Source organism: Citrobacter sp. LST-B2 (assembly GCF_057983045.1).
The window spans coordinates 806,520-822,851 of sequence record NZ_CP192598.1; the positions used below are offsets into that span (position 1 = coordinate 806,520).

8 protein-coding genes and 2 pseudogenes are annotated in these 16,332 nt (G+C 43.8%); 2 read left to right on the forward strand and 8 right to left on the reverse strand.

The annotated features are described in order from the left end of the window. Positions 1 to 565: 565 nt before the first annotated feature. Complete coding sequence (locus ACQ0PY_RS03975) at positions 566 to 664, reverse strand: hypothetical protein (RefSeq protein WP_317987699.1); 99 nt, start codon at positions 662 to 664, stop codon at positions 566 to 568. Positions 665 to 674: 10 nt separating this feature from the next. Then, the gene (locus ACQ0PY_RS03980; protein ID WP_231912847.1) at positions 675 to 827 is read right to left on the reverse strand and encodes a replication initiation protein; all 153 of its coding nucleotides are present in this window, start codon (positions 825 to 827) and stop codon (positions 675 to 677) included. 504 nt (positions 828 to 1,331) lie between these two features. On the opposite strand from ACQ0PY_RS03980, the gene ACQ0PY_RS03985 reads away from it, so the two are divergent. Next, positions 1,332 to 1,871 carry a hypothetical protein gene (locus ACQ0PY_RS03985; RefSeq protein ID WP_044255706.1) on the forward strand — a complete coding sequence of 180 codons (540 nt, stop codon included), beginning with the start codon at positions 1,332 to 1,334 and terminating at the stop codon, positions 1,869 to 1,871. Positions 1,872 to 2,040: 169 nt separating this feature from the next. Beyond that, positions 2,041 to 3,151, forward strand: a pseudogene (locus tag ACQ0PY_RS03990) (IS3 family transposase). Positions 3,152 to 3,324: 173 nt separating this feature from the next. On the opposite strand, the pseudogene ACQ0PY_RS03995 reads toward ACQ0PY_RS03990, so the two are convergent. The 6 genes and pseudogenes from ACQ0PY_RS03995 to ACQ0PY_RS04020 form a co-directional block, all read right to left on the reverse strand. Beyond that, positions 3,325 to 3,653 (reverse strand): annotated as a pseudogene (locus ACQ0PY_RS03995) (Arm DNA-binding domain-containing protein); the annotation flags it as partial. A 502-nt stretch (positions 3,654 to 4,155) separates the two neighbouring features. Next, positions 4,156 to 6,303, reverse strand: a complete 2,148-nt coding sequence (locus tag ACQ0PY_RS04000; protein WP_164566088.1) for a hypothetical protein — start codon at positions 6,301 to 6,303, stop codon at positions 4,156 to 4,158. After that, a complete protein-coding gene (locus ACQ0PY_RS04005; RefSeq protein ID WP_109739829.1) occupies positions 6,296 to 10,261 on the reverse strand; it encodes a hypothetical protein in 3,966 nt (1,321 codons plus the stop codon). Before ACQ0PY_RS04005 ends, ACQ0PY_RS04000 begins: the two co-directional genes overlap by 8 nt. A gap of 128 nt (positions 10,262 to 10,389) precedes the next feature. Next, the gene (locus tag ACQ0PY_RS04010) at positions 10,390 to 12,585 is read right to left on the reverse strand and encodes a DEAD/DEAH box helicase (protein ID WP_109739830.1); all 2,196 of its coding nucleotides are present in this window, start codon (positions 12,583 to 12,585) and stop codon (positions 10,390 to 10,392) included. Beyond that, the gene (locus ACQ0PY_RS04015) at positions 12,582 to 13,898 is read right to left on the reverse strand and encodes an ATP-binding protein (protein ID WP_109739831.1); all 1,317 of its coding nucleotides are present in this window, start codon (positions 13,896 to 13,898) and stop codon (positions 12,582 to 12,584) included. Before ACQ0PY_RS04015 ends, ACQ0PY_RS04010 begins: the two co-directional genes overlap by 4 nt. A 3-nt stretch (positions 13,899 to 13,901) precedes the next feature. Then, positions 13,902 to 16,229, reverse strand: a complete 2,328-nt coding sequence (locus tag ACQ0PY_RS04020) for a tellurite resistance TerB family protein (RefSeq protein ID WP_109739832.1) — start codon at positions 16,227 to 16,229, stop codon at positions 13,902 to 13,904. Positions 16,230 to 16,332 lie beyond the last annotated feature (103 nt).

The following is a 16,332-nucleotide window of genomic DNA, read 5'->3' on the forward strand; positions in this document are numbered from 1 at the left end:
CGGATTTTTTTGCTTCTCAACCCTGTTCTCAGTACTGTCGATTTGCGGTTGTCGTGGCACACTAACATAGTCATCTGATTAATATTCACCGTAACTTTTTTTTCAGAAACTATAATCCGCTCTCTTTATTATCCAGAACGTATTTGGTCATAGACGATGTTTAGTTATTAAGTTGGGTAGTGGAATTGTAATGACGCAGTAGGCTGTTTAATGTGAAAGAGAATGCTTAACGCACTCTTCTAAATACCACAGTATCCAGACAGATAAAATTTCTTCTCACTGTTTCTTGCCCTGATGGTGATGCTTAATTTGACATCGTTACCTTCTTCTTCCATATTTGATTTTTGTAATGAAGATTGTATCGTCGTAATCGAAATATCATTGTTTTTGAAAGTAGATGTGGTTTTATCTGATTGTGTCCGCTTTAATGCAAACATTTTTCCATTCAGTTTTATACTTGCTTTTTCTGAGAATTTTATCTTAACAGTATCATGAACAAAATCAGCTAAATAGCTTAAGTCATATGCCGTAGTATCTGTCCACGTTGTATGCCATTCTTTAGTATTTAAAGGATTTTCATTAAAATATCTGCATACGCTCTGTCAGCATCTAATCTTTCTGTAAACCCACATTGAACAATTGATGCCAGCTTTAACGGTTTTATTCTTGTCGAGTCAGTTTTTAGAACTGGACTTTTTTAAGGCATAGAGCAAATGCGCATGACCATTTTTTGTACTCTGTATTATCGTGTCAGGCTTCGGTAAACCTACAAGATCCCAGACGATTGCGCCATTATCATGGTCTATGTCGAAAACAAAACCATTCACAAACCATCTGTTATTAAACCCTATATATTTTTTAATAACGCCCTTTCTTTTAGGTTTCTATATACACCATCATTGAAGTCATCGCAGCATAATGCGTATTTTTGTATTTGACTTTTATAGTTTTCCATATTAAAGATATTATCTTCAAACAACATTTTACCTTCCTTTAGTGCTCCTTTTTGTAATTGTTTGGCGGCTATCAAAACAGGAGCTTTATTTTTATATTTATGCTCATTAATAAATCAATAATACATTTAAAGTTTTTGTCAAGTGACTAAAAGCCATATCAGATATTGTGTGTTATTTGGTTGTAAATGTTATTCAGTGAGGCTATCTTTATAGTCTAAAGATACGTTATGGTTATGGTACTAATAAGAAATAAAGTAAAACTAGATCTGTAAAAATTAATATTTATTATCTTGACAAGAAGATGTGTGCATATGTTATATAGTCTCAAAGACACTAAAATTTGTGCAATATGAATACTTCGAGGTTGGCTCACACATGGATAACTTACTCCTTAAAAGATACCGCGAATATGCTCATACCGAGGAAGCCTGTGCAATCCTCTTTGTGAAAAAAAATTTGGCTCAATCAAAAGGATATTGGATAGACATATCTAACTGTCGACGCTATGAGATGTCATCAGACGATCTGCACTTCAAGTTTGTCACGGGTGGGCTATACAAGAGGAAAATTCACCCACAATATCCACCGAAATCTTCATACATCATAAATAGCAGGTTTGATGAGCATAGCTATTACTTGATGGTTCGCGCCTTAACATGGGAAACCGCGCACAAAGACATAGAGCAACAAAAATCTAAGCGCGTAAAGCCATTAAAGTTCGAGATAACAGGAGTCAGTTATGATAAGAACAAAGATAAAAAAGGATATTTCCGAGACGACGCGCCGGAAGAAATCAAGGTACTTGCGGAAAACCTAAATGACAGGACTAATCCACTTTGGGATATAGCTATACAATATATAAATGAACCAGAGTTCGTTTATGAAGTCCGGCAAGTGAGACTCATTGATCGATAAACAAATATTCTCGCGCCATGAAAAAAATAAAAATCTTTCTAACAGGGTGATGGCCCACTACGTGAACCATCATCCATTACAAGTTTATACTGTAAGTATCCCGCATAATCGTGCCATTCACATTTAGAGATCCTCCGGCATAATCAATCTGCCAACAAAGGAGATCGCTATGCGTAAAGCCCGTTTTACTGAGCATCAGATCATTGCCGTCATTAAATCGGTTGAAGCCGGACGAACTGTTAAGGATGTCTGCCGGGAGGCCGGTATATCTGAAGCCACCTACTACAACTGGAAGTCCAGATACGGCGGCATGGAGGCTTCTGATATTAAAAAGATCAAGGATCTTGAGGACGAGAATCGGCGTCTCAAACAGATGTTTGCCGACCTGAGCCTTGAGAACCGGGCGCTGAAAGATGTTATCGAAAAAAAGCTTTAAAGCCAGCCTTTAAGCGTGAGCTGGTCACTCATCTGATAATGACATCTGGACTCAGTATCCGTCAGGCCTGCCGGAGTCTGAACCTGAGCAGAACGGTTTACCATTACCGTCCGGATACCACGCGTGACGAACCCGTTATTGTCGCGTTGCAGGCAATGGCAGAGCGATACCCACGGTACGGTTTTCCAAAACTTTTCCAGGTTCTGCGGCGGCAGGGATACCCGTGGAATCACAAAAGGATCCATCGTATTTATTGTCTGCTGAAACTGAATTTTCGCCGTAAAGGCAAACAACGGTTGCCAGTACGTAATCCCTCGCCACTGGCCACACCGGAAGCGCTGAACCAGAGCTGGTCTGTCGATTTTATGCATGATGCCCTGGTCTGTGGCTGTCGTTTTCGCACGTTCAATGTCGTTGATGACTTTAACCGTGAGGCGTTGTCGATTGAAATCGATCTGAATCTGCAGCTCTGCGCGTCGTCCGGGTACTCGACAGGATCGCGGCAAATCGCGGCTATCCGGTCATGCTACGCATGGATAATGGTCCGGAATTTATCTCACTTGTACTGGCTGAATGGGCAGAGCAACATGCAGTAAAACTGGAATTTATTCAGCCGGGTAAGCCGACGCAGAATGCTTTTATTGAGCGCTTTAACCGAACATACCGTACAGAAATACTCGATTTTTATCTGTTCAGAACGCTGAATGAAGTGCGGGAAATCACGGAAAGATGGGTGTCAGAATATAACTGTGAACGCCCTCATCAATTACTGAACAATATGACGCCGGAGGAATATCGGCAACACAATCATTTGGCCGGGATCTCAAAAAATGCCTGGAACTAAAACGGGTCTATTTACAGATCAGCATTTAAACTAAGAGTTTTTAAACCGCGATAAAAGAGGCTTTAAGCCTCTTTTATTGTTTTCGGTGAACAGTTAATTTATTTTGGAAAAATCAAACGGCATAATATGATTTTCTTTGTTTGCCAACGCTCACTGACAGACATTTTTTTGTGCCAGTCCCGTGCCACTGCCTCAAACGTAAAATCTCCGCGCTCCTCAGCTTTTACAGCTTTTACAGCTTTTTTTGCTGCAACGGGTCAACTTCAACTCCATTAGCTAACAGAGATTTCATCTCTAAGAGGCTTGTACGAGCTTCTGAGAGCGATACAGAAGGGTAGGTGCCAATTGAGAAGACCTTTTGCTTACCATCGAAGCGATAAGCCGCTTGCCAGTATTTGGAACCGTTGGGATGCACCAGCAGATAAAGCCCCTTACCATCTGATAGCTTGATCTGCTTGTCGGAAGGCTTGGCGCTTTTTACAGCAATATCAGTTAAGCGCATGATAAGCCCCCTTGTGCAAATGTTGGTAAAAATCTCATCGAACTGAAATTTCCAGCATTTTTACCAACAAATAAGGGGCGCTGCCAGTAGATTTTAACGGACAGTAGTAGACAACCAGAAGGGGATAACTTGTTGACTTTATAAAGCAAAACGGACGTCAGTAGACGTCCGTTTCTAAATAAGTGGTGCCCGGACTCGGGAACATTCAGTTACTTACCAATTTGATTTCCATCATAAATTCTTCTGCTATCTATTGTCAAGACCCGGAGGGTGACCCTCATTTCTGCTTGTAAATCAAAATACTGTACCAGAGTGGGGAGGTACGGGTTGGTTCGATCCTTTAGTTCGATTCCTTCAGTAGCATTGTGATGTTGATTGTGCTGCGAATTAAGGATGCAGTATATTTATTTTCTGTATTCATATTTATCAGGGGAAAACCTGTCCAACTTAAACTGAGGAGATACAATCCATGTTGGAAGGCTTTGCTCCTGATTACATAATCTTAATTGTGTAACATCATACGAGCGATCTTCTCTAGCAGAGAGCTTTGACTGACTTCATGGTGGCGTATCAGGTCATAAGTAAACGTGCGCAACAATAATTCTGTAGCAGGTTCTGCCATGACTTTTATGGCAGAACCTTCAAAATCTTTTGCCATCAGATTATACACTAGTACTGCTTTGTCCATGTTTTGATTTGGCTGATTGCTACGAGTACAAAACAAATTTGCGCTATAGCCATTATCTTCAATAAACAGTTGCTGGTACTGATTTGGGCGGTGACCTTTTGGCTTGGGAGTAAGGTAGTAAGGAAGGAATGTCTCATCAGCGGCGCCTCGCTTATTTAACACACCATTATTGAACTCTGCTGCCTGTAGGGAACAGCGATCCGCTGCACCTATTAAGCGTGGAACGCGGCTTGTGTTATAGCGCCACAGGACAACATTACGTTGATGATCGATAAGAAAAAAGTCGTTGTCTCTGACTTGCTCTACACATGCCTGCGTCATACCAGAGACGGCGTGGCGTAGTTCCTGTTCCCGTTCATAAAGCTTAGGCATTTGGATCGTCAGTGTGCCATTTTTAATTTCTATGGGCGTAACAGCAGCATAAAAGGCTTTTTGTCTACGCCGTTTTTCCCACGGACAACGGGTTGCTACTAACGTAAAATAGCCATCAGCTACTTGGAGTCCCGATATCTTACCCACTCCTCGTATTGCTTCTTTGAGCCAAAGTTCGCTGCGGAGCATTGCTAACTTGGACGGTTCTATCTTTTTTAATATTTTCCGAGTAATTCCTGTTTCAGGATCTTTTTGGGAGCGTAGTATTGAATCAACATTACATCCTTGAATGACGCGTTTATAATTTTCATTAAAATCTAATATGAAGTCGACTTTAAGCTTAGAGTAATAATCCAGTTGTTCATATTTACCCTGTTTTGCAAGGTCGAGAGCCTGCCAGGTCGTGTTGAAACTATTGTTTCTAACCTCACCGTCATCATCAATGATTTCTAATGTAATACTTGATCCATTTTTTTGCTGTGAGCTATTGAGAACTAAATAGTTTTTATCCTTACTAATATGGCTTATATCCTGAGCATCAACTACGGACTCCGCATTTAATTCTTGTTGGAGGTAATGTAGATAATTTTGATGTATTTTTTCATCTTCATGTTTTTTTAGATTATCAATGATAATAAGAGGACGGTGAAGCGTAGTATGTGGCGTTTCTAAAAATTCCAATTGGCGATGAGATGCTTGAAAAATACGCGGAGTAAATGCGATATTTGCTGAATTAAGAATTTCAGTGATTAATTTTTGCATTAGGTTTTCTGCGTGGTTCTGGCATCCGGAGTAGGGCCTGTTTGCAAAACGCATATAAGACAAATTGCCAAATTGTTTAGCATTCACTGTTTCTATAAGGTCGATATTTTTGTTGTCATTGATGAGCAACCGGCCAAGCTCTGTATTAATTCCTGATGCTTCTGGTTGAGCTCGAAAGCAAACAGCCTTCAGTTCAAATGTCAGATCATTATACTTTGAATAAAAAATGGAAAATTTCAAAGCATCGATGTAATATTCATTGTTCTTGTTTGGCTTATCGTTTTGTAAGCTTGCTGAAAAATATAAATCACTATTATACGAAATTGGCGATAAAGTGAAATATTGGGCGGCGTTCTTTAGTAGTATTAACTTAAGACGTAGCGCAATAACCTCCTGGGCTATTCTATAGTGATCAAATCCTAACTTTATTATTTCAGTGGCCCATTGGCTGTAAGGTCTTGGATTGGGGGTGAGAAATAAAGCCAGATGGTAATCTTTTAATGAAAAAGAGTGATAGCGTAATTTTCTAGGGGCGTCTAAATGTAATTTTTCGCTTAAGAGTTTCTTAATGTCTCGATGAACCTCGCTGATGTATTCATCATGGCTAATTTCAAGTGGTTTAGGGTTTCTAATATATGCTACATCGATACCCCATCCATCCGATGAAGGTAACTTAAGAACTTTTTCCAATACACTCTCTACTTGTTCGGCAATATCGAATAATTGTGTTTTGGCTAACGGTGCATAGGGAGAAGGGTGAATATCCCATTCAGAGGACATTGTTATAACTGCATTTCTGGTTTGATTTAATTCCATGATTTCACTCATTTTCATATCCTAACATATTCATAAGTGTACGGTTAATTAGTATCTTTCTATTTATTTTTGATTCATACCGATTTGAACTAATATCTTTTTCATAATAAGAAACAACTTTCAAAAGGTTAAAGTAAAAAATTTGTGTGAATTTAAATTTCTCCGCGCGATCATTTAGGCAGTTGAGTCCATGTCGTGTATTAAGGTAGACAGCAGAAACTTTATTCAGAGAAGAGCTGGCGCTGACAATCTTATTTAATATTTCTACTTTGTTTAAAGCACTTGAGTGCAATTTTTTCGAAATATCACGGTTATTCTTTCCCATCATCCAGTTTTTAACGTCTATAGCGAATAGATGATCTTTTTTGATTAAGTAGATATCAAAAAGTTCATAGCACTCGCTACCTAACTGTAAAATTATCTGTTCAGGTGCTAAGGATTTTATTCCCGCCGCTTTTAATACTTGATGAAATTGCCACTCTCCAATATTCCCAATAAGCAATGGGATTAATGTTGGGATAGGAATAAACCTCTTTAATGGCTCGGATTCTAATCTCAATAGGCTTGGGAATACGCGTTTTTCAAGGTCATCACACTCTTCACTCATACCCTCATGATATTGGGGTAAACAGTGTTCAGGCTCATAAGGTGAACTACCCGCAGAAATATCTGTAAGGCCATCTGATTGCATTGTTCTTGCAAAAATAATATTTTCCAAATCGGCGGTGCGCTCCACGAAGAAATTTTCAACGCATAATTTCATATAATCGCTGTTTTTAATTATAGGATTGCGTTTTAATCGGTTGATATATTTTTGAGGGTTTTGAAAACTATCAGGATGGCGTAAATCTTCGTTAAGCTGGATAGCATTTTTGTCACCGGCTCTGGCGGCTTTTAAAATTACTTCGACAAACTCGACTTCAAAATCTTTATACATTGCGTTGGCATTTAGCACGCGTTGTTCGAAATCAGCACGCTGTTTCTCCGTATTGAAACTGGCTTTTTCTAAATCGTGTCGCGCTTTTTCAAACCAACGATTGTTATGGAGGCTGAGTGATGCGAGCAGAGATCTGGCATCGGGATACCGCGCCAGATCGCGGAAGACGCGTATCGCATTCAAATGTACGCCGGAAGGTAACCTGATAGTCCCCTGCATTTTTGCATCGCGACGTTCAGTCCGGCCAATGGTCTGCATGGCTACTTTATGAAGTTCTACTATATGTTCATCATCAAGCATTCGTGCTGCATCTGAATCTACCAGGTCGGTTTCAAAGTCATTTGCGCGACGAAGCATACTTCCGTGAGCGTAGTGCTTAAGTAATGTTACATAGTTTTCCAGTGTGTTGCGTGTGCCTGCGGTGTTAACCTGACTCCAGAAGCTATCGCATACCATCGCAAGTTCATCAAAATCAACTTCTAGCGATTTTCCTCCAGCATCCGTTTCCGGATAGGCAATGTAGTAGTTGAGACCGGTTCCTGCCCCTTTGAAGTGTGAAATCATAAAAAGAGTCAAATTAGGCTGATTAATACGCAAGTAGTCCCGGACGGGATCCTCACGGTTAAGTTTTGAGTCAAACATGACGACTCGTAGGGTATGCAGGTTGTCGAAAGGTGTTATTTCAAATACACGAGGTGTATCATTTCCACGCCGATTATCAGTGTCTAAAATTTTCAATCCATTCATAGGAGTAGAGCTATTGAGCGTCGCTTGCAGAAATTTACCTAAGACTGTGAAAAAGCGAGCACTGAGGCCAATACACAAAGTATGCCGGGTGGTATAGGCTGCGAGTAACATTGCTTGTAGCTCGCGATGAAATTCGCGTTTACGATAGCGATGACGTTGTATATACGTTAAATAGTGTTCAAGATGACCCTCCCATATCTTTAGCACTTTTTTGAATATGGGGTCATTAATTAATGGAGAAAGCTCGCTTTTTTGATCGTCGAATATTTCAATATTAACAGGACGATGAATATTTCTTAATTCACGGATAGTTGCTAACGGAGCGGCTGACTCCATATCTCTGCACCTAATCTGGTAGCCGAGATGGCGTGCATAGTCGGCAAGAAAGGGGCGGCTATATTGCCCATTGTAAGTACCAGGGAAGCCTGCGGTAGCTGATAGCAGGATCACCGTATTATGTGTTTGATACAGAACACGAAGCAGAGCGACTTCAGGAAGTTCCTTGATAAGTTCCATACGGAATTTGAGTAAAACCCAACCCTTTAGTTGGCTGGATTCAATAATAACCTTTTCCCTAGGGGCTAATGAAAAAAGCGTCTTAGGTTGAAAGTAAGTAAAAAAATCATCAATCAACTGTTCGTCCGTTGAGCTTCCTGATAAAAGATATGAAGCCTCCCCCTTAATTTGCTGTGCTTTACCTATAAATAATGATAATGGATTGTTTTGGTTAGCCTGATCTTGTTGCGACAGCATTTGCTGAACTCGCGATGGATTTTTAAGCTTTGCCGAAGCGGCAAGGATTGCGGTGATTGTTTGGTATAATTCATAGAGGCTAAAATCATTTCCAGCATCTTCATCGTCCTCGGCGCTTACGTAAATTTCCGTATAGGATTGTCGTCCGTGGCTACGAAGTCGTATATGGCGAAGATCATCTTCTCTGTAGAAGCGTTGGATTTGATAGCTGAAAACATTACCTATAAGCGCAATCACTTGTTCTGTATTCCGGCTATCAACAACGACATCAAGCATATTATTACTAAACAATTGAGTCATTTTTTTTAGATCAAAACCGGGGCGTAAATCACACCGCAAGAGTGCGTTATTTATTTCACAAACATATTCATCTAATGGCTCATACCCAGGAGCTCGCTCATTCCCTCTACATTCGTCTATATATTCGAGAACGCGATGTAATGTTGCAAGAATTGATGGTAATTGCAGATCGTCATTAAGTAATATTTTGCATACTGTTTGTTGGAAAATTTTGTAGGCTTCGTGTTCTTCATCAAGTACTAAAGTAAACCGAATATCTCGCTGTGCATAAGGCGAGTCGCTATCATGAACCCAGTATTCCTGTTTTAATTTTTCAAGACGTTCTGCCGATGTAACTGAGGTTAATTCTTCCAGAGGATTTTTATCTTGGTGTTTTTTTTGCCCAAGAACATGATCAAGTGACTGGCTGCTTTTATGATAAATTCCTTCATTATCTCGTTTCAGAAGGAGTACGCTGCCGTCAAATTTTTTAGTTGTCGCTAACAGAATACATCGCCTGTACAGTGCGATATGAAATGGGAAAAGATGTTTCACCATTTCTACTGCTAAACCAGCGAGTTTGTCTTGGCCAGCTCTCTCCAGCAGTGTTTCGAAATCGGTATTGAGGGTATTAAGTAATGCGATGGCCGCTTCCTGTAGGCGTCCTGTGAGCTTATAGCCGCTGGTGAGTAATTCTTCTTCTATTTTAACCTGTTCGTCGGTGGCTCCGGCTCTTACTTCCGCTTTAAGCCGTAGTTCAAGTGTAACTCTTGCCTGCACATCGGATTTCAGACGTTCAAAAATCAACTGAGTATTGTCTTTTAGTATGTTACAGCCAGTGTGTATCCAGTCGAGATAACGTTGCTGGTTATCTTTTTCGTCTCCATCTGTTTGTTTCACCCAAGTGGTAAAACTTAAGTCCGCAACATCGCGTAGCGAGAGATAGGGGAGTATCAAAATTTGCTTCGAACTGGCCAACTCGACAAGTTCTGAGGGAATATCAATTTGCGATTTTAAAGGGGTGATAAAAACCAGGTTACGATGCCCATTTCCGGGTAACGTTGCAGCATTTACACCTTGTATGTATTGATAAAAAACATTATAGGTTTTTCCGCTGGATGTACCATCTTGCGACTGAATTAATAATGGGGTTTCGAATTCGCTAAAAGCATAGAACTTACCTGCATTGCTCCTTGCTTTCGTAATTTCCTGATGAATAGCATCAGGCAACCGTAAAATTTCTCTTTTTGACATTGTATTTTACCTTGTCCTTATATTCTGGGAGCCAGAGCGTTTAGTCGAATATCCCGGTCTTATTATCAGTTACTTTTTGATTCATTTATCGTTCGTTGATTTTGTTGGTGAGTATTGGGTTTGCTCGCCTACAAATGCCCCTGCAGCCACTCCTCCACGCGCTTAACATTAAAAGCACGTAATCCATATTCCTGCGTCAGCAACGTCTCCGGTAAATACTCATCATATTTTTCGAGGCACTTTTCAACGATGCTTTCGGCAAGACGGGATTCGGAAGGTAGCCCTTCCTGAAGTGCGCTGAATAACGCTTGTTTAACCTCCGAGACCGTAGTTTTTTCTACTTCAACCACGCCAGCAAATGAGTCCACCTTGAAACCGCGTTGGATAAGTAATGCCGACAACGTGTTTACGGTTTGATCGCCTAGCCAGGGAAGAATGTAGACATGCTGTCCCTGCTGAATAAAACATTCCGAAGCCAGATTATTGTTGCGAAAACAGTACAGCCCTTCATCAAACAGGTTTTTGGCCGTGGTATCGGCAAAATCGGCCTTGCGATCGCCAACGGTGATGCGGTAGTCGCCTTCCCGATAAATAGTGAGCATTTCCTGGCGGACGACATCATGAATGGACATTCCTTGTCCGCCAAATAACGGCGGCTGCCCACCCTTTGTCGCCTCGACATAGATGACTTTTTTATCACAATCGATATCGGTGACCTTCCAGCGTCGACCGCCGAAAATAATGTGTTGGTCAGGCATCAGGGGGGAATCAACGGGGATAGAGCCCAGTGTTTTGCTCCCTGCTACAATACGAAACTCTTCCGGCGTGCTGAACACGGCATAGAAGGTGTATTGATTTACCTGACGTTCGCCCTCAATGCCCAGAACCAGTTCGCCGCTTGATAGCTGGGTCAGAAACTGGTGCTCCCCCATATGCTTCAATAACGTTTTGAAGTCATCGATTCTGACTTTCTGAAATGGCCCTTGCTGGCATAGCTGTGACCAGATCTGATCCGCACGCACGCCTCCCCACTGTGCCACGATCGCCAGGATCTGATGGAACAGGGTGGAATAGTGCATCTGCCGGGTATCAGCTGGCTCAAACCATTTGCTGCCGATAAGTAAGCGGATCATGGCCAGCGACTGAACAAGCTGAAACCTGAGCTGGTCGACAATGCCTGATGTTGGAGTCAGTTCATGTTCGGCAATCAGCATTCTCAATACGGCAGGCGAGTCGCGCCGACCGGAACGCCCCATTCGCTGGCGCAGGCTGGCTACGGAATGGGGGGCGGTAACCTGCACGACGGAGCTGACTTTACCGATGTCGATGCCAAGCTCTAACGTCATCGTACAGATGGCGGTGGTAGGTAAGTTGCCTTGTTGAAGCCGCTGTTCCAACGTTTCACGCAGATCTCTGGACAGCGAGCCGTGATGGGGGAAGAACTCATTGGGAACGATGTTCGCTTCACTGAGATCGCTAAGCGTAGCGGCAATGCTTTCGGTCCGTTTGCGACTATTAGCGAACACCAGATGGGAATCACCGCGACAGAGGCGAAAGATATCATGGCAGATTTGCGTCTCTGCAGACGGCGGCGGTTGCTGGCCCGAGGTGGTTAGCGGTTCCAGATAACCTTTCACCTGCACTTTTAGCGTGGCGTGAGTCTGACTGTCAGTAATAATGTCGCAGGGCAGACGTTGATTTGGCCGCAGAGATAACGGTACTCGCTCCAGTTCTCCCAGCGTTGCGCTGAGTGCGACTCGGGGGACTGGATTGTTGATTCTTCCCAGTAGGTGATCGATCCGATTTAACAGAGAGAGAAGCTGCATACCCCGCTCAGAACCGATGAAGGCGTGGAATTCATCAATGGCGATATACGCCAGTGGAGCGAAAGCCTGCTTTAACCATCCCGCATTGCGGATCAGCATCGCTTCCAGCGACTCTGGGGTGATAAGCAAAATACCGGCAGGGTTTTTCTTCGCTTTCAGTTTTTTGCTCTGCGCAACGTCACCATGCCAGGGCGTGACCGGCATCTCCAGCGCATCGCCGAGGCTTTCCAGCCGTCGATACTGATCGTTAATCAGGGCCTTAAGTGGGCTAATGTATAGAATGCCAAAACCGCCCTGAATATCCGCAATGGCAGAACAGGCGGGCAGGAAAAAAGCTTCCGTTTTACCCGCGGCAGTCGCGGCGCTGATCAGGACATCCCGATCGCCCGCTAATATCGGTGGAATGGCTTTTTTTTGCAGTTCCCGGAGATCGGCCCATCCCTGCCGATATATCCATTTCTGTATGCGTGGATCCAGCCGCTGGTATTCGTTCGTCATAATCGGAAATCAGCCAGACCGTCCTCGTCAGTATCTTCTGCCGACGTTATTTCATCCATATCGCTGGGTTTTTCTTCCGCGATCGCAACACCGGCAATTAACTGCGACCACTGAATGGACGGGTTTTGTTCCAGCACGGCCAGCATATCCAGGAAGGCTTTAATCGTGTTTCGTGGCGTACGGAAATAGGCATCACCAATAGTATTGCTACAGTGGCGTAGGAATGCCGTCAGTGCATCATCAGGAACCAGATAGTTATCCGCATCGCCGCCGGAATAAACGTGACGTAGGTTTTTCAACAGAATATAGAGCTCTTCCGGCGTCAGGCTGGCTAAATGCAGGGAAGGGGACGAATAATCAATGACACCAGCCCGCTGAGCGAAGCTGTTTTCCGCCAGTCGGGACTGGAGCGCTTCGTAGCTGTACAACCCCTTGCGTGGATCGAACAGGAATTCTGGCGTACCGCCAAGTAAAAAGCCGATATATTCAGCCGTCCCTTGCAGGCAGTCATTCAGAATACGCAGTATCTGTTCATAGTTGGCAACCCGGGCCTGCGTATTACTGAGCTTATACAGATTGACCATCTCATCCAGATTCACCAACAGACCCGCGTATCCGGCCTGACGGACAAACAGGCTCATCAGCTTTAGCGAATCGTAGAAAGAGGCATCAGAAATAATGGTGCGCACACCCAGATCGTTACGGGCGTCGATTTTCGTGGAGTATTCACCTCTTAGCCAGCGGATGGCATTTGATTTCAATGTCTCATTATCCTGCTCGTGGCCCTGCCAGTAACATTCAATGACTTTGGCGAAATCGTAACCGCCAACCATATCAGACAGGTCAGCGAGCTTTTGGTGAATAATCGTCGGAACCGGCACATTTGTGCTTTCTGCTTCTTTTCTGGCTTCCGTGATAAAGCGCTCAACCACGCTTAATAATGCGTTTCCGTCCGGCTTATTGCGCGTGGACAGATTCTTCATCAGTTCGGAATAAAGGTTACGCGCCTGTCCACCCGTCGCGTGGATACGCCTGTCCGGGGATAAATCGGCACTGATTGTCACCAGTTTTTTCTCTAGTGCAATTGAGCGCACAACGCTTAAAAAGAATGTCTTACCTGAGCCGTATTCCCCGATAATTAGCCGGAATCCTGCACCGCCATCCGCGATACGTTCAATATCCTGATACAGCGCTTTTATCTCGTTGACCCGGCCAACCTGAATATGCTGAATACCAATTTTAGGCGTCACGCCTGACTTTAGTGACTGAATAATAGCGTCTCTTTCTTTGAGACGAATACGAATGCCAGACATAAATTATCCTTTGAGTTCTTGTGCAATTTCCAGGTCAACGTAAATATCATCGTCATCATCAAGCACCGGGGCGTCAACCTGTTCGAAAGACCAGTCATTAATTGCTTCAATCGCGCCGCTTAGCATCAAATTAAATTGCTGGCATAGCTCAGCGACTTCGTTTCGCGCCCAGCGCTCTTTTTCCAGCAAACGTTGGTAAAGCTGGTGATGTGCTTCATCAAGACCTGCGCCAGCGTGTGGCGGGATCTCCGCCGGGGATTCATCTGCGGGTTCATCTTCGGTGAAGATGGTGTTCAGTAACTGGCGTACGTCCGTGGTATCAGACTCATGACGGGCAAGGATCCGTTCATCAAGAGAAAACGCGCCGCTCGTCGCTGATGGGGTTTGTAACGTAGCCGTCGGCGTTGTTTCTGCGGTTGACAGTCGGTGGATATCGCTGGTGACGGTACTGCTGTCCAGACCAAGGCTGGCGTAGATTTTTTCCAGTTGCTTAATTTCAGCCGGATCGATTTTTCCGTCTGCGCAGGCGACGCTGATAATCACGTTGCCAATAGTGGATTTATCTTTATCGCTGAGTTGCTCAATTTTAGCTTTCAGACCGGCCTGATTTGCAGGCGTATTGAGCCGCCAGGTGAGGTAGGCGTGCAGCGAACGTTTTTCTGTTGGCGACAACGTATCATTGTGATCAATGGTTTTTTCCAGCGCGGCCTGTTCAGCAACGTCCACGCGCTTGTCCATTTGTGCAATCATGGCACCTAACCGAAGCGCCACAGAGACTGACGTAAATTCTGCTGACGGTACGTAGAATTCCGCATGCCCTTCAGGAAATAAAACAAGATGTCCTTCTGGCTCTGGCCGGACAAGGTGATAGCGCATATCCGGCGCAATGCCGTAGCCTGCTCGCCTGGCGAAATTTTGCATCAGTTCGGCTTCTTTCTTATTAATCTTATCCGGTACAGGCATACCCAGTCTGGCCCAGAAATCGGCCACTGTCGCCAGCCCTGAATGTTCACGGATTTTCTTATCTGCCCAGCGTTTAAATTCAGCAAACAGGTGTTCTGCATCTTCGGTCAGTATTTCATCGGGAAGCAGCATGATGGCGGCGACATCACTTGGTGAGGCATCTTTTTTACCAAGATAGCGACTGTAGGCATCCAGCGCATTGATACAGGATTCTGCAACAGGAATTAATTTCTGAACTGGGGCTTTTAAAACGCTGGGATCGGGAAGATCCATCTGTTTTTTTACCTGAAGTTCCCGAAGCGTACCACTGGCGGGGGTATAGCTTAAATACAACCGTGTTTTATTGGGTTTGACGACAATACCGTCACCGTATTTTTGGGTATAACGCTGTTTGAATAACGCGGAAAATTCAGAATGACATCGACGGGCAGGCGTGCGCAGGGTGTAATCAGGAAAATAGTGTATCCATGCCAGTGCCAGATCGGCACAAACAGGTTGTCCTTTATCGACCACCGTCGCCAGATTCAATCTGAACAGTAATGCACTCCTCGATGAGAAATATTCGTTTTCGGTATGTATAGAAAGTAACTTCGGTCTGAGAATGATCATCATTTCCAGCAACTGCGTTGCATAATGACGGAAGGAACCGCTTGCCTGAAATACGGTTCTCAGGCGCGATATCTCTTCGAATAATGCTTTGAATTCATCGTCAGAAATAGCCTCTTGTGTGCCATCCGCCAGTACGCGGCGTTCAAGACCGTAAAAATAGATAAACACATAACCAACGGGGCAGCTCGCATCGCTGCGATCGCTTGCCAGCCAGTCAAGATAGGCGCCACGACAGCGAGGAGAGAGAGTAGCAAAGGTGGGCCAGTATCCCAGCGATTCATCATAATAATGGCGTGAAATGGGTTCGATGGAGAAAGCGTCGTTAACCAGCGAAGCATCGGAACCATCGTTATAAAGATAGCCATATTCTCCTGATGAATGTGTTTTTAACCGCCCGCCGAAATAAAAATAACCGTGATTAATGACGACGTTTTGAATGGTGATACTTTCTCCCGGTTTGACCCATCGCGCTGGCGTGGTATTGCTACGGGCGGCGGTTTCTCGCGGCTGTTCACGACTGGTGCTGTATTCAACCGTTTGCCCATTAACGAAGGTAAAAGTTGCCAGTTCGTCATCATCGAAGGCCTGAGAATGCATATTTGTCACGCTGCTGTCTGGCTTATTGAGAGATTTCTGTTGAGATGAATGATTTATTTTGGTGATGATTTTGCTGTTTACTTTGGGGGGTGGCGACTTTTTCTTTTTGGAAAACAGAAGCCAGATAACAGCCAGTGCAATAACGAATATCCAGAAGCCCATTCCGTGCCCTTAATCGCTGATAATGCTTCCCGGCATTGTTCTACGAGCGGCAAAGGCGGTAAGCATAAAACTGGGAGAGAGATCGTAAAATAATACCGCGAAT

What these genes read in the sequence shown, in the direction of transcription:
- ACQ0PY_RS04015 (WP_109739831.1), bottom strand. Translation starts at nt 13,898, where the DNA reads ATGTCTGGCATTCGTATTCGTCTCAAAGAAAGAGACGCTATTATTCAG.
- ACQ0PY_RS03985 (WP_044255706.1), top strand. Translation starts at nt 1,332, where the DNA reads ATGGATAACTTACTCCTTAAAAGATACCGCGAATATGCTCATACCGAG.
- ACQ0PY_RS04010 (WP_109739830.1), bottom strand. Translation starts at nt 12,585, where the DNA reads ATGACGAACGAATACCAGCGGCTGGATCCACGCATACAGAAATGGATA.
- ACQ0PY_RS04005 (WP_109739829.1), bottom strand. Translation starts at nt 10,261, where the DNA reads ATGTCAAAAAGAGAAATTTTACGGTTGCCTGATGCTATTCATCAGGAA.
- ACQ0PY_RS04020 (WP_109739832.1), bottom strand. Translation starts at nt 16,229, where the DNA reads ATGGGCTTCTGGATATTCGTTATTGCACTGGCTGTTATCTGGCTTCTG.
- ACQ0PY_RS04000 (WP_164566088.1), bottom strand. Translation starts at nt 6,303, where the DNA reads ATGAGTGAAATCATGGAATTAAATCAAACCAGAAATGCAGTTATAACA.